The organism is Halobacterium sp. CBA1132 (genome assembly GCF_001485535.1).
Classification (GTDB): Archaea; Halobacteriota; Halobacteria; order Halobacteriales; family Halobacteriaceae; genus Halobacterium.
In genome coordinates, this window is record NZ_BCMZ01000001.1 from 717205 (window position 1) to 737045 (window position 19841).

The window sequence follows — 19841 nt, forward strand, 5'->3', positions numbered from 1 at the left end:
ATTCGACGCGCGTACCAGAACCCGGAAGGCGCCCGGCGCGAACACCCGAGTATGCATCCGCTCCGCGCCGCCGGCCGCGCCGGCGGCCTCCTCGCCATCGTCGCGTTCGCGACACCGGCGACAGCACACTCCGGCACCACGCACGCCGGCACGCCGCACTGGCTGCTGTTCGCGCTCGCATTCGCCGGCGTCGGCGCCGCCGTCGTCGCGATGGCCGCGTACCGCCGCGGGCGGGTCGACGGGCCGACGGGCGCCGCCGCTGGACTTGTCGCCGCGGTCGCCGGCGGGTTCGGGCTGGTCGGCCTCGTCGAACTCCAAGTCGTCGCCGACACCGGCCCGCAGATTCGCTCGATTTACCCGGCGCTGAGCCTCGCTGTCGGCGCCGCGATGGCGGTCGGCAGCCTCGTCGTCGCCCGCTCGCGGTGGCCCCGGCGACCGCGGTACGCCGCGCTCGGCGTGCTGTTGGCGGCGTGGGTCGTCTACCCCGTCGCGATGCCGAACGGCGGCACCTACCACCCGCTCGGCTACGTGCTCGTCGCGTCCGTCACGTTCGCCGTAGGGTACGTCCTCTACCGGGACGCGTGGGGAGTCGTCCAGAGCCTGCGCCGCGACCGCCGACCGCTCGGCGCCGGCCTCGCCGCTGGCGCGCTGTTCGTCTGCTTTTTCGCGTTCTCCGCGGGGACGATTACGCTCAACCCCGACGCCGGCGTCGGCGCGCCCACGGAGTCACTGGTCGTGTTTCTCCCCGTCGCGGACCCGCTGGTCGCGTGGCCCGCCGTCGAGTTCGTCTTCCCCTCGATTCCGCTCGCGGGGTTCGTCTCCGTCGGCACCGTTCTCCTGATGGGGCTGCTCGGGAGCCTCGTCGCCGTCAACGTCGGCGTGCTCGTCCAGCAGTCGCGGGCCGGGTCTGCCGACGGTAGCACGTCCGCGCTCGGAATGGTCGCCACGACCGGTGCGACGGCGTGCTGTTGCTGTGCGCCCGCGTTCTACGGCGTCCTCTCCGTGGTCTTCGGCGCCGCCGCGACGCCCGCGTACTGGGCGTTCCTCGACCCGACGTCGCCCGTCGGCGGCGTGTTCTTCGCGGCGAGCGTCCTGCTGTTGCTCGGGAATATCGTGCGCGCGACGGGCGGCGGTCAGTCGGTCGGCGCCTAGTCGAGGAAGTCGTCGAGGAGGCGTTCGAAGCGGTCGACGAACCGGTCCGCGGTCGACGGCTCCACGGCAGCGAGCAGTCGCACCGTCGCCTCCGGGCGAACGACCGCGAGCGTGACGCGGTTGCGCTCGTCGCGGCGCTTCTCGACGACGCCGCGGTCGGTCAGCGCGTCGAGGTGGTGTTCGAGCGTGGAGCGCGCGACACCGACGCTGTCAGCGACTTCGGTGGGCCGCGACGGTCCCGCGTCGAGGAGGTAGGAGATGGCGTCGCGAGCGGTCTCGCGGCGCGCGAGCGCGACGACGCCGCGCTCCCAGTCGTCGTACGTCGGCGGGAAGTAGTGCGTGCGCCCGGAGATTCGTTCGACCGCGAGGTCGCCCGCGTCGAGCAGGCGGCGGACGTGGTGTTGGACTTGTCCGGCGGCGAGGTCTGTCTCGCGCACGACGGCGTTGAAGTGGACGCCGGGGTCGTCGTGGACGTGCGAAGTAATGCGGTCGCGGGCGTCAGTCACCGTCCGCCACCCCCGCGGCGTCGCCGGTGACCGAGCGCGCGTACCAGACCGCCGCGATGACCAATCCAGCCATCGCGACGTCGAGGGCGTGTTCGAGGACGTGGTGGACGTCGCCCGCGAGCAGGCCGCCGACGCTCGCGCCCGCGACGACCGAACGCGCGAGCAGCGTGGCGAGCGCAAGCGCCACCAGCAAGTACGGGCGGGAGCGCCGCCGCAGGAACGCCGCCAGCGCCGCGCCAGTGAGGAGCGCCGACGCCACGCCCGCGGCGGCGAGCGCGACCACGAGCGGGAGGTCCAATCCCGGCGTCTGGGCGTGAGCGACGGGAAGCACAACGCTTGGTTGCGCGTGCAGCCATCTAAGCATACGGATTCGGCAGTCCGGAGGCGACCGAACCGAGACACACGCCAATACGCCGACGGCACTGTCGTCGCGCTGTCGGCGTCCCGGTCCGTGGTATCGGACAACGCTTAACACTGCGCGGAGCCATCGTCCTGTATGGACGATATTTTCGTCGGCCGACTGATGTCGGACAACCCCCACACTGTCACCCCCGACACGCTCGTCGAGGACGCCGCGGACGTGATGCGGGACAACAACATCGGGTCGGTCATCGTCGTCGACGACAACGGCCACCTCGAAGGCATCCTCACGAACACCGACTTCGTCACCATCGTCGCGAAGAGCAAGCCGAAAGCCAACACCACCGTCGAGCGCTACATGACCACGGACGTCGTCACGACGGGCGTCCAGGACTCGATTCGCGACGTCGCCGACGCCATGCTCGAACACGGCTTCCACCACATGCCCGTCGTCGACGACGACGACAACGTCATCGGCATGATCACCACGACGGACCTCGCGTCGTACATCTCCACCGTCCAGACGCCCAGCCCTGCCTGATACGACGTTCTGCGGGCCACGACGCGCCGAACCACGAGCGAGCGTCTGGGTTGCCGCTTCCACGGGCGTTATGTGCGGGGTTCGGCGATGATTCACTGTGAAGACACGGACGCTGGCGTGCGGTTTCGACGACGCACGCCTGCTGGTGAAAGGCGCTCTGGAGTTCGTCGACGACGTCGAAACCTACCACGAGGGCCCGGAGGGACTCGTCGTCGCGAAGACCGGATTCCGGTTCGGCGCGCTCACTTCCAGTTACGGTGAGACCATCACGGTGCAGTTGCACGCGGTCGACGACGAGACCACCGAAGTCACCGTTGCCGCCGAGAAGAACGTCGGTCTCGACGTCGGTGCGAACCCCGAGAAGTACGTGCTGGCGTTCTTCGACCGTCTGGACGCGCTCGCGGACTCGTCGATGACCGACGCCGTCGCCGTCGTCGACGAGCACACCCGCGACGGCACCAAGGAAGTCACCGACCCGAGCCAGCAGGCCGACGGAACCGCCGTCCTAACCGCCGTGTTGGTCGCCATCTTCGCGTGCTTCCTGCTGACCATTCTCTTCGTCTAACTATGTCACTGAAATCACTCGGCGCTGCCGGACTGGTGCTCGCGGTCGTACTGTTCCTGCTCGCGGCCGCTCAGCCCGCGACCGTCGCGGAGTCCTCGACGGCGTGCGTCGACTCGGCGTACTACCAAGACTGCTCGACGGTCGAATACGAACGCGCGAACCCCCAGCGCGCCCAGTTGTTCGTCGTCGCCGGCATCGCTCTCGTGGCGAGTCTCACTACGTACGGCGTCGGCGCCGCGCGTTCCTCGGGAGACGGCTCGGGCGGCAGTAGTAGCTCGAAACCCCGCCCGGCCTCTGTCGAATCAGGGGGGACCGACACGCTCCGCGAACAACTGGCTGCCCGCCAATCCGAGCAGGAGGGCGACGAAGCGAGTTCGGACGCGACCCGAACGGAGGCCGAGAACGCACAGCCGACACCGCCAGCCGACACAGCAACCGTCGGTACGGAGTCCGAACCGAATGGGCGCACCGACGCTGACGCCGAGTCCGGCTGGAGCGACAATCTACTCACTTCCTCGACTGTCGGCGTCGTCGGGAGTGCGCTCGCCAGCGCGTTCCTCCTGAGTTGGCTGCTCGGCTCAGTGACGTACGTCGACAGCGCGCTCGCACAGACACTCCTGTTCGCGTTGTTCGCCGTGCCCGGTGTCTATCTCTACGCTCGGTACGTCGACGGCGCCGACGGCGGCCGCGCACCGGGGGTGAGCGACTGATGGACCGCCGCGCGTTCCTTCGGTCGATGGGACTCGGTGTCGGTGCGAGCGTGCTCGTCGGCGCGTCTCCGCTCAACCCACTCGACGCCCGGCCCGCCGCTGAATCGCCGCCGGACACGACCCCGGAGCCAACGAGTACGACCACGGCAGAACCGACAACTGCCGCGCCCCCGGAGCACCGCCGCTGGACGCGAGACCTCTACGGAACGGTCCGCGGGCTGGTCACTGACGACGCCGGCGAGGAGCTGTACGTCTCCATCGGGAGCAACGTCTACCGGCTCGACGCTGGCACTGGGGAGACGGACTGGCAGACCGAGTCCGAGCAGACCATCGAAGCACCGGTCGCGCTCGGTGAATCCACCGCCTTCGCGATGGGCGACGAGGGGCGGTTGCTCTCGATAGCTCGCTCGTCCGGCGAGCGGAACTGGTTCGAGGACGTCTACGTCTACCGGGCGGCCCGACCGCACGTCCACGACGGGACTGTCGTCGTACTCGGACAGCGCGTCCACGGGTTCGACGCCGACTCCGGCGACCACCAGTGGCAGTCCGAACAGACGTTCACGACACCGGGCGCGCTCCGGGACGGCGGGATTCTCTACGTCGGCTCCGGGCGCACGTTCGCGAAACTCGACCTCGCGGACGGCTCGACGGTCTGGCAGTGGGACGACCGCGACCACATCGACATGCCGGACGGCAACTTCCGGCTCGACGCCGACCGCGGCCGCCTCTACGCGACGTACAACGGGATGTTGTTCGCCGTCGAGACGGAGACCGGGGAGGTCGCGTGGCGGGCCGACGGGAACTTCGTGCGTGCGCTCGCCCAGTACGGCGACTACCTTTTCGCGGTCACGGAGACGGACGCGGACAACACGAAGTTCTCCGCCATCGACCTCGACGGCCCCGAGGTCGCGTACGAACAAATCGCGCCGCTGGACGTCGACGGCTGGTCGTACGGACACGTCACGACGTCGCTGGCGACCCACAACTCGTACGCGGTCGCCGGGACCGACACTGGCCACCTCGTCGCGCTCGACGCCGCGTCTGGCCGCCTCGTCGGTGCGGTTGCCGTCGCCGAGGACCCCCTCGCCCGGCTCCACGTCCACCGTGACGCTGCGTTCGTCTCCGGCAGTGGGTTCCTTCGCAGCGTCGACCTCGCGACTGCAGACCTCACGGACGACTGATTCGGAAGTTGGTGAGCGAGTAGGGCCCAGAGCGGGCGAGTCTCGACGTGTCACCAACTGACACTGTGGTTGGCGACGAACACTCTCGTGCATGACAGACTCACACAGCTACGACCACGAACACGTCGACGCGAACCTCCACGGCTACGTCTACGAGGTCGAGAGCGGCACGCCGCGCTACCCCGGCGGTCGCGTCGCCGAGGACATCAGCACGCGCGTCGAGTAACGCCGCAGTCGCGTCTCTCCGTCAGGTCGCTCGCTGGCGTTCGGTGACGAGCAGCCAGACGGCGAGGACAGCGGCGAGCACGAGCGAGGCGAACAGCACGCCGAACGCCGCGCGGAACCCCGACCGCTCGGAGACGAACCCGACGACCGCCGGGGAGACGGCGCCCGCGCCCATCAGTATCGTTCTCGCGGCACCGAGGCCGCCGCCCGCCATCGAATCCGGCACCACGTCCACGAGGTAGACGCCGCGAACCGGCCGGAAGCCGTGGCCCCCGAGGCCGAACGCGACGACCATCGCACCCAGCACGAACACGGACTCGCCGGCGACGAGCAAGCCGAACAACCCCGCCGTCGCGAGCGCGAGCGTGGCGACGACGACCGACAGCGCGCTGAACCGGTCGCTGAGTTCGCCGGTCGTGAGTTGGACGAGACTCACCGCGAACAGCGCGCTGTACAGCAGGCTCGCGGTCGCGCTGTCGAGGCCCGCGGCGTCGGTCAAGTACAACGGGAGGAACGCGACGACGCCGTTGTACGTGAACGAGAAACCGACGGTGACCAGGAGGAACACGTCGAAGCGGCGGTCCGCCAGCAGCGCGCGGTAGTCCGCGACCGACGCCGCCTCGCCGTCCGTCGTCGCGCTCACGTCGGCGTCGTCGGGCGCTCGCAGTCGGAACGCGACAGCGAGCACGAGCGCGAGCACGCCGCCACCGAGGAAGAGGGCGCGCCACCCCGGGTCGGCGGCGACGGCAACGACCACCGCTGGAGCGACCACGCCGCCGAACGCGCCGAACGTGTCGTGGACGCCGAGCGCGCGTCCGCGCTGCGACGGGTACAGCGTCGCCAGCAGGTCGACCGCGACGGTCTTGTGGACGCCGGTTCCGACGCCGACCAACACCATCCCGCCGACCAGCACCGCCAGCGGCCCCGGCACCGCCAACACGAGCGCTGCGACGCCAGCGACCGTCACGCCCGCCGTGACCACGCGCGCCGCGCCGAGTCGGTCCGCGACCACGCCCGCCGGGAACTGCAACAGCGCGTACACCAGCATCATCGCGGTGAACGCCGCGCCCAGCACGCCGTTCGAGACGCCGTAGAGGTCGCGGAACTGCGGGAACAGCGGCGGGAACGCGTACCGGAGGAACTTCGCGAGGAACCAGATGCCGGACGTCAACAACAGGACGTCGAAGCCCGCGCGCGTCCGCTCGGTCATGGTGGAATATCGGCGGGCGTGACCTGGCGCTCGCTGGAATTGCGAGCGGGCGCGGAGTGCTGTCTCGCTTGGCTCACCACGAACAGTACAGAGGCGTGAGGTAACCCTCTTGAAACTACGGGATGCGACGGGGCGGCCCGCTGTGGCTGTCGCGTCAGTAGACGCGCTCGGTCGCGATAGCGGCGCCCTCCACGAGCGCGTCGAGCTTCTTCCACGCGATTTCGGGGTGGACCATGCCGATGCCGGCCTGCGTGCCGAACCCGCAGTCCGGCGCGGCGACCAGCGGCGTCGAGTCGTCGACGGCGTCGGCCACCCGTTCCAGTCGGTCCGCGATGGTTTCGGGGTGGTCGACGACGTTCGTCTTCACGTCGACGACGCCCGGGATGAGGTCCCAGCCGTCCGGCACCGGGTGTTCGGCGAACGCGCGGTACTCGTGTTGGTGGCGGGGGTTGGCCTGCTCGACGCTCAGGCCGGTGATGTCTGCTTCGTAGATTTCCGGGAGGAGGTCGGCGAGGTCGGCGTCGAGGTGGTGGGGGCCCTCGTAGCTCCCCCAGCACGTGTGCAAACGCACCTGTTCGGCGGGGACGTTCGACAGCGCCTCGTTGAGCGCTTCGACGTTCAGTCGGGTGGCGGCTTTGACGTCGTCGAGCGGCGCGTCGGCGTACGCCGCGGTGTGCCCGACGGTGAGCAGTTCCGGCGCGTCGATCTGCAGCGTCGTCCCGGTTTCGGCGACGAGTTCGTACTCTTCGGCTATCGCGTCCGCGACGGCGAACAGGAACTCCTCGTAGGAGCCGTAGTGGTCGTCGACGTGTGTGGCGGCGATGACGCTCGGGGACGCCGACGTCACGAACGTGTCCTCGAAGTCCGCGTCCACGTCGTCGAGGGCGGCCTGAAAGCCGTCGAGTTCGGCTTTCGCGTCCTCGTGGCCGGTGTACTCGACGGGGCCGTCGACGACCGGCTGCATCGAGAGGTCGATGACATCCGTCTTGAACGACTCCGAGGCGTAGTCCGGGAACTCCTGGAGGTCCGCCCACAGTTCCTGTTCGCGCTTCCCGTCGATGCCGCTGAGGCGGTCCGCGACGTACCAGTTGAAGGAGACGCGGGACTGCTCGCCGTTGTTGACGTCGTCGAGGCCGACGTCCGCCTGCCGCTGGACGACGCCACGCGTGGCGTCTGCGACGGTTTCATCCCACTCGTCGGGGTCGATGTCCTCGCCAGCTTGGCGCTGCTCCAGCAGGTCGAGCAGTTCCGGGGGTCGAGGAAGGCTACCGATGTGCGTCGTGCGAATGCGGTCGTTCGCCGTCATTAGTTACTCATGTGAGTAATAGTCGCGCGTCCAAATATAACCAACGGTATTTACTTCCGCGTTCGCCGGAGTCGTCGACCGGTGCGCGCCTCGACTCCGAAACGGCGGGCCGAGGAGGCGGTCGAAACACAGCTATTATTGGCGCACGACCGCCCGTTCCGAGTGGACTTAATGGGGTTGCACACCGCGGTTCGGCGGGAAGTGACGGCGCTGTGGGGCGACGGGAAGGGCGTCTCCCTCGTCGCTGTCGCGACCGGCTGGGGCCTGCTGAACGGCGGGCGGATGGTCTACCCCGTTATCATCCCCTACCTCCAGACCGACTACGGGCTCTCCCTGACGGTGTCGGGACTGCTCGTGACCGTGCTGTGGTTCTTCGCGGCAATCGGCCAGCTCCCCGGTGGGATGCTCGCCGACCGGTACGACGAGCGCGCGCTCATGGCCGTGAGCGCGGTCGTCGTCGCCGCGGCGCTCGGCCTCGTCGTCACGTCCTCGTCGCCGCTCGTCCTGTTCGCCGCGACCGCCGTCTGGGGGCTCGGGCACTCGCTGTACCCCATCGCCAGAATCACGATTCTCTCGAAGCTCTACACGCAGCGCCTCGGCAGCGCGCTCGGCGTCACGATGGCGACCGGCGACATCGGACAGACCGTCCTCCCGCCGATTGCCGCCGCGCTCGCCGCCGCCGTCGCGTGGCAGGCCGGCCTCGGCTTCGTCGCGCCGCTGCTCGTCCTCGCCGGGATTCTCGTCTACGCCACGTCCCCGAGCCGGGACGACGCGGACGACGGGACGGACGCCGAGACGGATTCGGAGAGCACGCAGTCGCTGCGGGACGCCGTCGATGTCCTCGCGGAACTCCGGACGCCCGAAATCGGGTTCATGACGGTCATCCTCTTCCTCTATATCTTCGTCTGGCAGTCCTTCACCGCGTTCTACCCGACCTACCTCACGTCGGTGAAAGGCCTCTCCACCCCGCAGGCGAGCGTGCTGTTCGGGTTCTTCTTCGCGGTCGGCGTGCTCGTCAAGCCGCTGGCCGGCGCGGCCTACGACCGCATCGGGATGCGCCGCTCGCTCATCGGAATTCTGCTCCCGGCCGCCGCTGGCTTCGTCCTGTTGCCCGTCGTCTCCGGCGTCTGGCCGCTCGTCGGCGTCACCGCGCTCGTCAGCACGATGCTCGGCACCGGCGCAATCACGCAGTCGTTCCTCGCGGACGCGTTCTCCGAGGCGACCCAGGGCACCGGCCTCGGCGTCGTCCGCACGCTCACCGCGTCGTTGGCCGCCGCCGGTCCGGTCGTCTTCGGCGTCGTCGGCGACCACGGCTACTTCGACGAAGGCTACGTCTTCCTCGCGGTCGTGATGGCTGTCGTCGTCGTGCTCACGTACCGGATGCCCGAATCGGCCTGACCGAAGTTGCGCGTCCTCGGCCGCGTTCGAGCTTCGCGCCTCGCGCGTTCTGCGAGAGAAGTTGCAGCGCGTGAGAACACGACAGCTACGTTATGTGGGTAGGTTGAAACTACGTGTACATGCGACACACGGCGTGCGTCGTCTGTGGCGGCTGGGTCGTCTTCTTCGCCACCTTCGCACTGCTATCTGTCTTCCCGGGGACGGGGAATTTCTTCCTCCCGCTCCTCGGTGGTTTCGTCGCCGTGCTCCTCGCGACCCCCGTCCTCCACACGGGAATTCGGGTGCGTAGCTCGGGCGACGCTGGTGCTCGGAGTTAGGTAGATTCGCGTATGGGGGTTCGGAGTCGCGACCAGTTTTGATAGGCGATACGCGCCGAAGTATGCACACGAACTTCCGGATTCGTGTACAGTCTGGGAAACTAATTCTCTTAATGTGGAACTTGGTGTGATGAGGGGTTCTAACATCGCTGCACCGAAGGATTATTTGCGACCCCTGACGCATCCTACCTAAGATGGGAGATAGTTCGTATCTCTATAGATTGCGGACTTCACCACGCTTCTTAGCAGCGGTAGGGGTGGTAGCATTTGCAATTCTGATTTGTAGTTTCATTATCCGTGTGAGGATTATTCTGGAGTATCCTGCATTCGGGGATATAACGGGCGTTGTAGGAACCATTTGGAGTGTTATTCTGAGCGGTGCAACACTCGGCTCCTTTGGCCTCGCTGTGCACAACTACCGTACCGATGACGAGTCAGAAGGGCCAGCCACGGGATTTACTGTTGAGGGGGATATCAAGGGAGAAGGCCATGAATTCCACCTTTATCTATCGCCTGATGGTAGCGAACAAGCGGAAGAGAATCAACAAAATCATTCAGGCGATATTGACGAAGATGGAGGTGCGGAAGAGGATTAGAAATCGAGTTGGCGGGTCACCCATTCTCGACCGGCTGCAGTCATCATCGCTTCCCAAGAATTGAACCCAGTATTTTCTCCGACGTACTCGTCAAATTCATCCTCGGGAATCTGTTTGAAGTCCTCCTGCGTTTCGACGGACCACGGGCTCTTTTCCAAGAATTCATCAAATGAGTTAAAATCAGTATTTGACCTCATGAACCCTTCCGTGAACAATTCGTCCATCGGAATCTGGTTTTCTCCCGAGATGCTATCTAGAGAATCAACGAGATCGTCCATACCCTCAATGTGGACGGACATACGGAACACATTCTCCGCGAGACTATTAAACAGTCCGGCTAGGTGAAATCCCTTGGACGTTCCAGCTATGTGAGTTAGAATTCTACTGCAGAGCAGTGCGGCGTGTTTTGGATAGTGACCTTAGTCACACCTAACGGAGAACCGAACAGCTTCCGTGAGGCTCTATGGGTGTGATCGGCTCAATCACGCCGACTACACCTACCAAATTAACACACGCGTAGCTCCGTGCCACAAACTGTGTGTGGACTCGTCGGGACTGAGCGAAACCGAAGGTTTCGCGAGGTACGACGAGGCCACGACTGAGGGAGCGCAGCGACCGAAGGAAGTGGACTCGTCGGGGGAGAGCTTTCCCCGCTTCCAAGACGGTAGCCGAGGCGTTCCGTTCGGCGGTTGAACTCTCGCGTTCGTCGGTGGCGATACGATTGGTCGGATTAGTGGATTTGACAGTCATAGTTCGTCGAGGAACTCTTTCCGTAGTTCCATGCGCTCGCGCTCCGTGCGCTGGTCGTAGTGCTGTTCGAGAACGTCGCCGGACACGTCGGAACGGTCGCTTACAACCTGCTCGGGGGTTCCATCCCGGAGCATTCGCGTGAGTGCGCCGCGACGGATTCCGTGGGGCGAACGGCTACTCGGGCAGCGACTCGCTTGGTCGCTCTCCATCGCGTCGCACGTCTCCGGGTCCCGCTCGTGCGGGCACGTTCCGACTTCGCAGGGCCGCGTCCATCGGTAGATGGTCGTCCGAATCGCGTTCTCCGAGAGACGCCCATACCGACTTGTGATGAGTGGATGGCGGTCGTGATCGTCGCGGCTCTCCTGCCGGTTATACTGAACGTAGTCGTCAATGACTCCTGCGTAGTAGTCACCCACTGCAATGGCGCGCTCTGCCGCTTCGCCGTTCTTCAGCGGCGTTTCTGTCTCTGGCCGGTGGCGCACTCTGAGACACGGGGCGTCGGGGTCCCAATCTGAAACATCGAATGCCCGAAGCGTTCCCAGCCGAATGCCGGTGTGCCAGAGGAGCCCGAAAATCACGTGATCGCGAGACGCGTATTCGAACTGGTCGAGGTGGTCGAGGACGACCTCGCCTCTACTCTCGCTCAGTTTCACGTCCCGAGATTCTTCCTCCCTGCTGACTTCGGGTAGAACGACTTTCTCACGGAGGCCCGGCGTGACGGCATCCACGGACGCTGCAAATTCGAGGAATACCCGAAGCGTCGCCAAGTGGGTGCGGAGCGTCATCGTACTGATGCCGTCCCGACTCCGCCACGTCCGGTATCGGTGAAGATCGCGACCGGACAGCTCGTTTAGGTTCTCAATATCGTGCTCGTCACAGAACTCTACGAGCGTATCTAACCGATACTGGTGGTTCTGTAGCGACTTCTCAGAGAGTTCCGGCTTCCGGTGTTCGAGATACATCCGAACCGCTTCCTGAGGAGTGAGCGGCTCCAACTCGCTCACTCGTCTCCCTCCATTCCGTCGGCGGTTCGATAGTGACTGCGAGGCTGTTCGTCAGAATTTTGGTGGTCGTCGTTGTGGTCTTGCATGGTCTGGTAGGCCTGCCGTTGGCGTGCGCTACGGCGTCGTCGCGGCGGGGTCTACGAGACCCGCGGATTGCCACCCGACCGCACCAACTCAGTGCCACCTGTAGGGGTGCGGTCGGGAATGGCCGCGACGGAACGATTTGCTTCTCGGACGCCTTGGCCCATAATACAACTCCTGCCGCTCGGTGAAAGTGGAACTGGAGCAATCAAATTACGGAGTGCTTGTTTTCGGAGGTAAGGACTAGTCTCACCCGCAGTCCTTGGGTTAAGTGCTCCCTCGTCCACTTTCGCGATGTGGTCGTCTCGCATGGGCTTTGGCGAGGCGCCCCCGCCGGCTGCCAACCGGCGCACCGACCAACTCCTTCTCCGCGTCGACGAGGACTGCCTCACACCCACCAAGAAATCCAACTCACTTAGAGCTTTGCAACAAAACGTGAATTCAAAGTACAAATGTTACGCCCATACTGCACATCGGAGCGACTAAGCGAGCGTTGTCCGATAACCGACCCATGCGGCCCCGAGTACCCGGTATGAACGAAGTAGACGACGCTATCTTAGAGTTCTTCGAGGAACTCGGGGAAGTTGGTGGGGCGCGAGTTGCGCAGCCACCTTCGCCGGTCAAGCACCACCTTGTCGACGTTCTCGGGACGGTCGACCGCGAGCGCTCAACATTCTCTCGCCGAATGAGCAAACTGGAGGAGAGAGGACTTCTTGAACGGGTTGGAGAGGATACAGCATACTACCAAATCACGGAGAAGGGCCTCGCGTATCTAGGAGGAGAGCTTAGTGCTGGCGACCTCGAAGAGGAGTAATCTTACAAACCGGCTAATACCGCCGTTAAGCACCTGTTTCTCCGAGTGCGACTGACCGCAACGCTTTCACAGTGTCAATGCATAGCTGAATTTACCTCGGTGAAACTCCGAGGTGTGAATCAGCATCTCGAAGCTGATTTTCTTCATGGGGCCGCGGTGGTTCCGCGGCCTTTTCATACGTCATAGACGACCGTCACTGACCTGTTAGACGTGTAATCACTTCCCACAGAGACTTTATTATAATCGGTGCCTAAAATTCGGTAAGCGCTGACTAATAGTGTCATGCGCGTTAACTAAAATGAAGAAAATCAGTTTCGAAATCCCCGACTTCGACGAACGTGGTGTGTCGCCAGTTATCGGCGTCATTCTGATGGTAGCGATTACAGTCATTCTGGCCGCCGTTATCGCGAGCTTCGTGCTCGGCTTCGGCGACAGTGTGAGCGAGAACGTGCAGGCCGGCGCCGACATCAGCGAAAACGACGATGGCACTGCAACAGTGACGTGGATTAGCGAAGGGAACGCGGACCGACTGAATGTGTCCGTTCCCAGTGGTGCCGAGGCAAACATTAGCGGTGGGCTGAGCGGCGAGATACAGCAGGTTGGGGGGACGCTCACAGTTCAACAAAACGCATCTGTGTCCGGCACAACGTCAGTCACAGTGACGGTCACCGCAGTCGGAAACGGTGGTTCCCGGACCGTCGTCACGCAAGAGACCGTTGAGGTAGAGGCCAACCCGTAACACGTTCCGTCGTTTAGCAGTTCTATATTTTCGCGATTCCTTGGGTTAAGTAGCGGATGCGCGTCGTCTGACGCGCAGCATGGCAACTTCAGACGTATTCAGCCTCCACACGAAGGGAGGCTTTGACCTGCAAGACGTAATCGCAGCACCGTTGTTCAGCCTCGCCGCTGTCGTTATCACCGGCATCGGTTCGTTCACGCTGTTCGGCTACAGTCTGGACCAAACGCTGTTCTCAGGCTCGGGCATCAGCCTCAGCCTCGCGGTCGTCGTCGCGGTCGTCGCGCTCGCGGCGTCGTGGGCGACGAACCGCGCCGGCGACGGCTGGGACGACCTCGATGAAATCGAGTCCGTCGCCGTGGGCGGTGGGCTGATTGTCCTCGTCGGCATGGCGTTCATCCCGGCGATTCAAGACCTCGTGCTCGGCAGTCAGGCCGCCGGCGCCGTCGCGTTCATCCTGCTGTCCAGCGCGTACACCGTCACTGCGTGGTACTGAGGTGGTGTAAGTGAGGAGAAGCCTACAAACCACGTTCGCCGTCGTCGCGGGCCTCATGCTCGTGGCGACGCTCGCGCTCGGCGGGGCGATGATGCAGCCGGGCGTCAACTCGGTGGACGACGCCACCGGCGAGTACGTCGGGAGCGCCGACGGACAGGTGGCGCTGGCTATCGGCGCGGGCATCGCACTCGGCGCCGTTATCGGCGCGGTCGCGCATGACCGGCTGTCGAGCGGTGACGTGAATACGACCGCGTTGCAGAAAGCGGACGCGTTAGAGACGAAGAAGGCGATTTACGACCAAGCCGCTCTGCAGAAGCAGAACAACGAGAATATTTTGACTGCGTACGGGAACTACCTCAACGACACCGAGAGCATCGCGCTCATGGAAGGCAAGAGCGCTTACATCCGCGCGCTCGAAAACGGGAGTGCGGAGGCAATTGCCCGTAATGCGGCGACTGAGGCTGTCGCTGATTACTACGCGACGAAGCAGCAGAATATTATCGCGGCGTGGAACACCTCTGCCCTTCTGTTGAAGTCGAGTATTCATACCGCCGAAAACACCTCGGGGGTTAGCTCGAACTTTGTGTATGCTCATATGGACAGTACCGACGGTGCTGGGTACTCCGGTCCGACCGATGCTAATGCTACTCTTCAGCATACGCTAGTGAACTCGTCCACTCGGAGTGTGGAGTCGATTGTTCACGACCACGGTAACGGGTTCACGTTCCACGCTACGTTCGCGAAGAAATCGGGTTCTGAACACGAGTCGTTCGACGTTGGCGACTACTACGTGAAGCCACCTAATGACAACTACGCCGAGTTAGTTGTTACTAACCCTGACACGTTTAACAGTCGTTGGACGGCAATAGAAGCGCAGAACGACGAAGTACAGGTTCAACTTGATTCGTTCATAAATAACACGTATTCGCAGTACCAGCAGGGTGAGATTAATACGAGCGACCTCGTGGACCCATATCTCGGCGCTCGCGAATACTCCCCGGAAACCTCGAATACGTGGACACTTCGCACCCTCACGTCCGTCGGGGTTGCACCGCCCGAGAACCTGTCATCTGTCGGCCGCATGAACGTCACCGCCGGCAGTCAGACTTACAGCGGCGTGCTGATGAGCGACGGCGTGCCCGCCAATAGCTCCGGGTTCACGGTCGGAGAGACCTACAACGCCAGCAACATCACCGGCGCGCAGTTCGTCGCGCTCGACGACGGCGGGAGCCACAAACTCACTGGTGAGTTCACCCTCTCGTCGGTCGACGGCCGCGCTGCGGGTGAAACGCTGGAGTACCGGACTATCAACTATCAGACTGCGGATACGCAGGAGTTCAAAGCTCTACAGGAGAAATTGGACAAACTGACCGCGGAGATTAATGCGAAACAGCAACAGGAGCGCAACGCCGGCGGTGGCGGCCTCCTACCCGACTTTGGACAGGGTGGCGCCATTCCCGGCGCCGTGCTGCTCGCCGCCGCTGCCGCGCTCCTGCTCACACGCAACTAATCCCTTCCGTTACCCCATTTATGCACGCGAAAACCATACTCTCGCTAGTCGTGGTGCTGGCCGTGCTCGCGGTCGCGCCCGCCGCCGCCGTCGGCACGACCGCGACCGACGCCAGCCCACAGCCCACAGTCGCACAGCAAGCTAACCCGTTGAATAACTCGACGTCCACCGATTCGGCGAGCAGCGGTGAGCGCATCGACTCGTCGCTAACGCTCGTCTCCTCGTCGTATCATCCCGGCAGCGGCACCGTGACCCTCGTGCTCAATTCCGACGGCGCGACGGCCGTCACACTCTCGGACGCCGGCGGATTCATCGACGGTGGCACTATCAACCGGCGGACGTTCGTCGCCCAAGACGGCCGAAACAGCGTAGAGTTCGCGGTGACTGCGACGAACCGCGGCTACGTCGGCGTGTCCATCGCCACCGAGGAAGTGCTGTACGCCGAGGTCGTGCGCTCGCCGACTCCCTCGCCGTTTAGGGACTCGTCGGGTACGGTCGGCTGGATGGCGGGCGCGGCCATCGTGCTGCTGTCGTTCGTCGGCGCGGCGGGTTGGAAGCTTCACAACGAAGGCGGAGAACCCGTGGAGGCGTCGATATGAGCGACCTGAGTTCGACGTTCGGCAGTTGGTCGGACCGCGTGACGTACGTGCTCGCGGAAGCACAATTGCTCGTGGCGGGCGTGCTCGTCGCGGCGGGTGTCGGCATCTGGTGGTTCAACCCGAGCGTGCCGGGCGCGCCGCCGTGGACGACGAACGTGCTCGTCGGCTGGCTGGTGCTCGGGCCGCCCATGTTCATCGCCGGCCTGCGGTTCGTGGACTGGCTTCGCACCCGCAACTACGTCGAGGTGCACCACATCAACGCCGTCGAGGACACCGCGAGGACGTACTTTGTGCCGCCGGAGGTGTGGGGCGCGAAGCGCGTTGATGGCCCCGCTCCGTACCGGATGAACGACGGTGACGCTATCGCCGTCCGAGAGTTCGACTGGGCGCCCGAGTACGGCGACAACGGCAGCCTCCGCGTTAGCGGGCTGTACCTCTCGGAAATGGAGGATACGAAGCTTCTCACGTCAAAAGCGCACATGGAACGGATGTACGAGGACCTCGTAGACTCGCACCTGTCGCTCGCGTACCTCTCCGAGTCGATTAGCGACCTCTCGGCGGACCTGCAAACGCGACTCATCAACCGCGTGGTGGAGGCGCGAGAGAAGGGCGAGCGACTGGATAAGGACGCCGTGAAGGACGTTACTGAGGAGTTTCGCGAGCGCGCGGAAGGCATGACAGACGACGAACTCAGCGACATCACGGCCGACGACCTCCCCGACCACCTCCCCGACGCGCTCCCGGCGGGCGAGACGCACGACCCGAGCGCGGGTGCGCCGTCGAGCGATGGGCATGGGCAGACCGCAGCCGACGGAGGAACCCAGGAATGAGCGACGAACAGGGCGACCAGACGGACCCGCACATCGTCGCGGGCTACCGCGAGCACGTCGATGGCTACGACGAGCGCGACCCCGAGGCGTACCCGCACACCGCGCTTGTTCGTAATTCGGACGTATCGCGGTTTCTCTCGGTGGTTGAACAGGAATATGACCCCGACAAGGCGAAGGCGGCCGAACGAATGCCCGGCGAAGCACGCGACCTCGAAACCGTCGAGAATATGCGTCGGATGGAAGCGACCGACGCCGGCCGACAGGCCGTCGAAGACGGCGACATGACCACGCTTCAGCACCAACAGGGCAACACGAACCAGCGCGCCGATATTAGCGGCGTGAAGGCCATCCAGAAGGTTGACGACCTCATCAACGGCGCCGCGCCCGTCGTCGTAATTCTCGGCGAGATGGGCGCCGGGAAGTCGAACTTCGCGAGCCTCCTTGGGCAGCGCTACGTCCACAAGAACCCGTCCGCGCTCGTCGGGACGAACATCAAGAGCCTCCGCGAAAAGAGCGACTGGAACGACGAGCGCGGCCATCAGCGCGACGGCTACCTACCGAGCTTCCCCAGTCTGAAAACGTGGCTGCAACAGGATGGAAACCCGCTGCATCACGACCAGACAGCGAAGCTCGCAATCCTCGACGAACTCTCCTCGGCGGCGAGCGGCAGCGGGAAGGACGGCCAACTGACGCGGAAGTTGATGGGTCCGCTCGTGTTCAAGGTCCGCAAGTACGGCGGCGCTCTCATCGTTATTGCTCACGACGAGAGTTCGATTCATCCGCTCTTGTGGCGGCTCGGCGTCATCGTGAAGAAAGAGAGCAAGAAGAAGGCGAGCATCTGGGACCGCGTGACGAACGGCGAGCTACGCGGGAAAGTCGGCGAATTCGAGGGTGTCCCGAAGTCAGACTGGAATTACAACGACAAGGAAGCCTCGTCGTGGTCGTGGCAGAAGACGAGCGACGATAGCGACGAGCCTGAAGTCGCTGAGATGGACGTGAAGCGCGTCTCTATGTGGACAATAGCGCAGGGCATGGAAGCGGGAAATTCGCCCCGCGAAATCGCCGAAAATGTGCCGTACACGCATACTACCGTTCGAAATTGGTGGGAGGAATACCAAGACGGCGGCGAGAAGCGTGAATGGGTTTCGGACGTGGAGGCCGCAATCGCATGACTGCGCCGACCTGTAAACGTGTAAAGCGTAACCAGCCCCCCTTTACTCTAAGCCCATCGCGACGAGGCCGTGCGCTGGAGGGCGCACGCCCCGATGGGCGCGCGTCGTTCGGCGTCGGCCCGGAGTATATATATAAGAGCGCGCGAGGCGCGGGGGGCGCGTAGCCGTGCCGTCCCACCGAGCGAACTCCTACGGCACCGCTGTCGAATACAAGATGGCCGAGCACTACGACGTAGACCTCGCCCGCGCCAGCTGGAAGGACGCCGACGCGCCCGACGGGACGCCGGTCGAGATTAAGGCCGCGATGCACGAGCACGCGGACGGCCAGCCGGGGAACTTCAAAATCTATCGAGAGTACCACGAGAAGCTACAGCAGCAGGGCGGCGTGTACCTGTTCGCAGCGTACCGGGTTCGCGGTCGCGGCGTCGAGGTGTTGGCGCACGGTCGCCGTCGAGCAGCGAACCTCCCGACGGTTCGATGGCACGGTGGCGGCGACCACCGAGGGACCGAGCAGGCGAAAATCGGGATTAAAGAAGTTCTCTAGTGGTACTATCAGAGTCGGCTGTCATATGATATCGGGCAGTATCTACGCGGCTTTCTACCTTCGGGGAATCTTCTGGAAGTCCATTCAATAATGCATATCTGAGCGTGGTTCTTCCTTTGATGGGGATTCTGTAATCAAATATCTGATCTGCTCTCTCTTCCCCATCTGGACCAACGTATTCTACAAATAATTTAATCGTCATTTGCTCTACCCCATTATGGTCGAGCTCATCTGTTACATATTCAAAAATTCCTTCATTATTCGGTGGTGCTGTATCAGAGAGTTTCATACCAGCATGAGCGGTGAAAACGACTTGACTGTCACCCGGGTTCAGATATGCACTTTGCGTGTTCACCCACGGATTGCCGCTTCCTGTTTGTCTCTCCCTGGCCATAGATTGAATTGTGGTCTCTGGATGGAAGCCTTCAGTATCAGTTGAAGGCTGAATTCGAAGCCTCAAGTTACGTGCCACCCCTTTTCCAGTATTTGAGAGTTCAACTTTGTATTGGCTCCCTTCAGAACTATCTATAGGTTCACCTTTGATTCTGTCAGCACTGATGGATGGCTCATGCTCGATCTCTTGAAGTTCTGTTTGCGTTTTCAGAACTTGGTGCTGCTGAGTATAGAGATACGCGAGGGCAAGAGTTGCTGCGCCACCAATTCCGCTCATTAATGGCCCGAATGCCTGTGAGAACCCGACCAAACCAGATACAGTAGGAGAGAAAACTAACCACCATAGTATGAGAATCACAGCGGCTGAAGCCACATAGAGTGCTCGTTGAGCGGGATTTCCATTAAAGTCCAATCTACTTCTGCTCATATTCCTCCAAGAGAATCCAGAAATATAAGCGCTCAATTAGGATTCCCCGTCAATCGCACCTCTACTTTGTTCTAATCTCTGTTTCAATACTGAAATTGAGTCTAAGCTCGCGTGTACTCAAGACTTCCGCGAGTTCCTCGGTCATATCTGGGTGATTGAGCGCACGCTGTTTCGCTTTCCGGTCGAGGCGGGCGTGCTCGCAGGCGGCGACGACCGCGGCGGTCTTGGTATTCTCGTCGAGGGCGTCCATGGCGGCTTCGATGGCGTCGAGGCGGTGGGCGTAATCGCCGTCGGTTCGGATTCGCATACTCGGTTCGTACACACGACCCGGCTTAACCCATGTATCTCGGCTCACTCAACGGGTGATTTCACCCCGATTTTGCGCGTATCGGGGTGGGCGGCGCGGTCGTGATCGGCT

The 19841-nt window shown here is 63.4% G+C and carries 25 protein-coding genes; 17 read left to right on the top strand and 8 right to left on the bottom strand.

Going from position 1 to position 19841, the window contains the following annotated elements:
• The first annotated feature begins 51 nt into the window (after window positions 1-51).
• Window positions 52-1152, top strand: a complete 1101-nt coding sequence (locus tag AVZ66_RS03690) for a hypothetical protein (protein ID WP_058981942.1) — start codon at window positions 52-54, stop codon at window positions 1150-1152.
• Here the strand turns inward: AVZ66_RS03690 and AVZ66_RS03695 are convergent.
• Together AVZ66_RS03695 and AVZ66_RS03700 are read right to left on the bottom strand one after the other, a co-directional pair.
• A complete protein-coding gene (locus tag AVZ66_RS03695; RefSeq protein WP_058981944.1) occupies window positions 1149-1658 on the bottom strand; it encodes a winged helix-turn-helix transcriptional regulator in 510 nt (169 codons plus the stop codon). The two genes, AVZ66_RS03690 and AVZ66_RS03695, sit on opposite strands and share 4 nt — an antisense overlap.
• Entirely contained in the window at window positions 1651-1989 is a 339-nt protein-coding gene (locus AVZ66_RS03700) for a hypothetical protein (RefSeq protein ID WP_058981946.1), read from the bottom strand. The genes AVZ66_RS03695 and AVZ66_RS03700 overlap by 8 nt, the downstream gene beginning before the upstream one ends.
• Window positions 1990-2154: 165 nt before the next feature.
• On the opposite strand from AVZ66_RS03700, the gene AVZ66_RS03705 reads away from it, so the two are divergent.
• The 5 genes from AVZ66_RS03705 to AVZ66_RS17020 all read left to right on the top strand — a co-directional run bounded on the left by AVZ66_RS03705 (window position 2155) and on the right by AVZ66_RS17020 (window position 5241).
• Window positions 2155-2559, top strand: a complete 405-nt coding sequence (locus AVZ66_RS03705; protein WP_058981948.1) for a CBS domain-containing protein — start codon at window positions 2155-2157, stop codon at window positions 2557-2559.
• A gap of 97 nt (window positions 2560-2656) precedes the next feature.
• Window positions 2657-3124, top strand: coding sequence for a hypothetical protein (locus tag AVZ66_RS03710; RefSeq protein WP_197407717.1), 468 nt, complete (start codon window positions 2657-2659; stop codon window positions 3122-3124).
• Between the two features lie 2 nt (window positions 3125-3126).
• On the top strand, window positions 3127-3834 hold the full coding sequence (locus AVZ66_RS03715; RefSeq protein WP_058981950.1) for a hypothetical protein: 708 nt from the start codon (window positions 3127-3129) through the stop codon (window positions 3832-3834).
• Entirely contained in the window at window positions 3834-5015 is a 1182-nt protein-coding gene (locus tag AVZ66_RS03720; protein WP_058981952.1) for a PQQ-binding-like beta-propeller repeat protein, read from the top strand. The genes AVZ66_RS03715 and AVZ66_RS03720 overlap by 1 nt, the downstream gene beginning before the upstream one ends.
• A 91-nt stretch (window positions 5016-5106) precedes the next feature.
• Window positions 5107-5241: a hypothetical protein gene (locus tag AVZ66_RS17020; RefSeq protein WP_269432456.1), complete on the top strand. Its 135-nt coding sequence runs from the start codon at window positions 5107-5109 to the stop codon at window positions 5239-5241.
• 21 nt (window positions 5242-5262) lie between these two features.
• Here the strand turns inward: AVZ66_RS17020 and AVZ66_RS03725 are convergent, their stop codons facing one another.
• Window positions 5263-6450, bottom strand: a complete 1188-nt coding sequence (locus AVZ66_RS03725; RefSeq protein ID WP_058981954.1) for an MFS transporter — start codon at window positions 6448-6450, stop codon at window positions 5263-5265.
• Window positions 6451-6604: 154 nt separating this feature from the next.
• Entirely contained in the window at window positions 6605-7756 is a 1152-nt protein-coding gene (locus AVZ66_RS03730) for a cobalamin-independent methionine synthase II family protein (protein ID WP_058981957.1), read from the bottom strand.
• A 171-nt stretch (window positions 7757-7927) separates the two neighbouring features.
• Here AVZ66_RS03730 and AVZ66_RS03735 point away from each other — a divergent pair, with 171 nt between their 5' ends.
• The 3 genes from AVZ66_RS03735 to AVZ66_RS16105 all read left to right on the top strand — a co-directional run bounded on the left by AVZ66_RS03735 (window position 7928) and on the right by AVZ66_RS16105 (window position 10067).
• Complete coding sequence (locus AVZ66_RS03735; protein ID WP_197407718.1) at window positions 7928-9154, top strand: MFS transporter; 1227 nt, start codon at window positions 7928-7930, stop codon at window positions 9152-9154.
• A 119-nt stretch (window positions 9155-9273) separates the two neighbouring features.
• Window positions 9274-9471, top strand: a complete 198-nt coding sequence (locus AVZ66_RS03740; RefSeq protein ID WP_058981959.1) for a hypothetical protein — start codon at window positions 9274-9276, stop codon at window positions 9469-9471.
• Between the two features lie 194 nt (window positions 9472-9665).
• The gene (locus AVZ66_RS16105) at window positions 9666-10067 is read left to right on the top strand and encodes a hypothetical protein (RefSeq protein ID WP_157575583.1); all 402 of its coding nucleotides are present in this window, start codon (window positions 9666-9668) and stop codon (window positions 10065-10067) included.
• Here AVZ66_RS16105 and AVZ66_RS03745 read toward each other — a convergent pair.
• Together AVZ66_RS03745 and AVZ66_RS03750 are read right to left on the bottom strand one after the other, a co-directional pair.
• Window positions 10064-10366: a hypothetical protein gene (locus tag AVZ66_RS03745; protein ID WP_058981961.1), complete on the bottom strand. Its 303-nt coding sequence runs from the start codon at window positions 10364-10366 to the stop codon at window positions 10064-10066. The genes AVZ66_RS16105 and AVZ66_RS03745 overlap by 4 nt on opposite strands.
• A 447-nt stretch (window positions 10367-10813) precedes the next feature.
• Window positions 10814-11779, bottom strand: coding sequence for a site-specific integrase (locus tag AVZ66_RS03750; protein WP_058984628.1), 966 nt, complete (start codon window positions 11777-11779; stop codon window positions 10814-10816).
• Between the two features lie 655 nt (window positions 11780-12434).
• Between AVZ66_RS03750 and AVZ66_RS03755 the strand changes: the two genes are divergently transcribed.
• The 8 genes from AVZ66_RS03755 to AVZ66_RS03790 all read left to right on the top strand — a co-directional run bounded on the left by AVZ66_RS03755 (window position 12435) and on the right by AVZ66_RS03790 (window position 18603).
• Complete coding sequence (locus AVZ66_RS03755) at window positions 12435-12716, top strand: winged helix DNA-binding protein (protein WP_197407719.1); 282 nt, start codon at window positions 12435-12437, stop codon at window positions 12714-12716.
• A 298-nt stretch (window positions 12717-13014) separates the two neighbouring features.
• A complete protein-coding gene (locus AVZ66_RS03760; protein WP_058981965.1) occupies window positions 13015-13455 on the top strand; it encodes a type IV pilin in 441 nt (146 codons plus the stop codon).
• 79 nt (window positions 13456-13534) lie between these two features.
• The gene (locus AVZ66_RS03765; RefSeq protein ID WP_157575584.1) at window positions 13535-13948 is read left to right on the top strand and encodes a hypothetical protein; all 414 of its coding nucleotides are present in this window, start codon (window positions 13535-13537) and stop codon (window positions 13946-13948) included.
• A gap of 61 nt (window positions 13949-14009) precedes the next feature.
• A complete protein-coding gene (locus AVZ66_RS03770) occupies window positions 14010-15458 on the top strand; it encodes a hypothetical protein (protein ID WP_157575585.1) in 1449 nt (482 codons plus the stop codon).
• A gap of 20 nt (window positions 15459-15478) precedes the next feature.
• Window positions 15479-16057 (top strand): hypothetical protein, encoded by a 579-nt coding sequence (locus AVZ66_RS03775; RefSeq protein ID WP_058981970.1) that lies wholly within the window; start codon window positions 15479-15481, stop codon window positions 16055-16057.
• Complete coding sequence (locus AVZ66_RS03780; RefSeq protein WP_058981972.1) at window positions 16054-16887, top strand: hypothetical protein; 834 nt, start codon at window positions 16054-16056, stop codon at window positions 16885-16887. The genes AVZ66_RS03775 and AVZ66_RS03780 overlap by 4 nt, the downstream gene beginning before the upstream one ends.
• On the top strand, window positions 16884-18059 hold the full coding sequence (locus AVZ66_RS03785; RefSeq protein ID WP_157575586.1) for a hypothetical protein: 1176 nt from the start codon (window positions 16884-16886) through the stop codon (window positions 18057-18059). Before AVZ66_RS03780 ends, AVZ66_RS03785 begins: the two co-directional genes overlap by 4 nt.
• Before the next feature lie 214 nt (window positions 18060-18273).
• On the top strand, window positions 18274-18603 hold the full coding sequence (locus AVZ66_RS03790) for a hypothetical protein (RefSeq protein WP_058984630.1): 330 nt from the start codon (window positions 18274-18276) through the stop codon (window positions 18601-18603).
• On the opposite strand, the gene AVZ66_RS16110 is transcribed toward AVZ66_RS03790, so the two are convergent.
• Window positions 18587-19423: a hypothetical protein gene (locus AVZ66_RS16110; RefSeq protein WP_157575587.1), complete on the bottom strand. Its 837-nt coding sequence runs from the start codon at window positions 19421-19423 to the stop codon at window positions 18587-18589. The two genes, AVZ66_RS03790 and AVZ66_RS16110, sit on opposite strands and share 17 nt — an antisense overlap.
• A gap of 61 nt (window positions 19424-19484) precedes the next feature.
• Entirely contained in the window at window positions 19485-19730 is a 246-nt protein-coding gene (locus AVZ66_RS03795) for a hypothetical protein (protein WP_231727072.1), read from the bottom strand.
• Window positions 19731-19841: the final 111 nt, after the last annotated feature.

Excerpts from the sequence above, each read along its gene's own strand:
- AVZ66_RS03690 (WP_058981942.1), top strand. The coding sequence starts at position 52 with ATGCATCCGCTCCGCGCCGCCGGCCGCGCCGGCGGCCTCCTCGCCATC.
- AVZ66_RS03705 (WP_058981948.1), top strand. The coding sequence starts at position 2,155 with ATGGACGATATTTTCGTCGGCCGACTGATGTCGGACAACCCCCACACT.
- AVZ66_RS03715 (WP_058981950.1), top strand. The coding sequence starts at position 3,127 with ATGTCACTGAAATCACTCGGCGCTGCCGGACTGGTGCTCGCGGTCGTA.
- AVZ66_RS03720 (WP_058981952.1), top strand. The coding sequence starts at position 3,834 with ATGGACCGCCGCGCGTTCCTTCGGTCGATGGGACTCGGTGTCGGTGCG.
- AVZ66_RS17020 (WP_269432456.1), top strand. The coding sequence starts at position 5,107 with ATGACAGACTCACACAGCTACGACCACGAACACGTCGACGCGAACCTC.
- AVZ66_RS03725 (WP_058981954.1), bottom strand. The coding sequence starts at position 6,450 with ATGACCGAGCGGACGCGCGCGGGCTTCGACGTCCTGTTGTTGACGTCC.
- AVZ66_RS03730 (WP_058981957.1), bottom strand. The coding sequence starts at position 7,756 with ATGACGGCGAACGACCGCATTCGCACGACGCACATCGGTAGCCTTCCT.
- AVZ66_RS03735 (WP_197407718.1), top strand. The coding sequence starts at position 7,928 with ATGGGGTTGCACACCGCGGTTCGGCGGGAAGTGACGGCGCTGTGGGGC.
- AVZ66_RS03740 (WP_058981959.1), top strand. The coding sequence starts at position 9,274 with ATGCGACACACGGCGTGCGTCGTCTGTGGCGGCTGGGTCGTCTTCTTC.
- AVZ66_RS16105 (WP_157575583.1), top strand. The coding sequence starts at position 9,666 with ATGGGAGATAGTTCGTATCTCTATAGATTGCGGACTTCACCACGCTTC.
- AVZ66_RS03745 (WP_058981961.1), bottom strand. The coding sequence starts at position 10,366 with ATGTCCGTCCACATTGAGGGTATGGACGATCTCGTTGATTCTCTAGAT.
- AVZ66_RS03750 (WP_058984628.1), bottom strand. The coding sequence starts at position 11,779 with ATGTATCTCGAACACCGGAAGCCGGAACTCTCTGAGAAGTCGCTACAG.
- AVZ66_RS03755 (WP_197407719.1), top strand. The coding sequence starts at position 12,435 with ATGAACGAAGTAGACGACGCTATCTTAGAGTTCTTCGAGGAACTCGGG.
- AVZ66_RS03760 (WP_058981965.1), top strand. The coding sequence starts at position 13,015 with ATGAAGAAAATCAGTTTCGAAATCCCCGACTTCGACGAACGTGGTGTG.
- AVZ66_RS03765 (WP_157575584.1), top strand. The coding sequence starts at position 13,535 with ATGGCAACTTCAGACGTATTCAGCCTCCACACGAAGGGAGGCTTTGAC.
- AVZ66_RS03775 (WP_058981970.1), top strand. The coding sequence starts at position 15,479 with ATGCACGCGAAAACCATACTCTCGCTAGTCGTGGTGCTGGCCGTGCTC.
- AVZ66_RS03780 (WP_058981972.1), top strand. The coding sequence starts at position 16,054 with ATGAGCGACCTGAGTTCGACGTTCGGCAGTTGGTCGGACCGCGTGACG.
- AVZ66_RS03785 (WP_157575586.1), top strand. The coding sequence starts at position 16,884 with ATGAGCGACGAACAGGGCGACCAGACGGACCCGCACATCGTCGCGGGC.
- AVZ66_RS03790 (WP_058984630.1), top strand. The coding sequence starts at position 18,274 with ATGGCCGAGCACTACGACGTAGACCTCGCCCGCGCCAGCTGGAAGGAC.
- AVZ66_RS16110 (WP_157575587.1), bottom strand. The coding sequence starts at position 19,423 with ATGAGCAGAAGTAGATTGGACTTTAATGGAAATCCCGCTCAACGAGCA.
- AVZ66_RS03795 (WP_231727072.1), bottom strand. The coding sequence starts at position 19,730 with ATGCGAATCCGAACCGACGGCGATTACGCCCACCGCCTCGACGCCATC.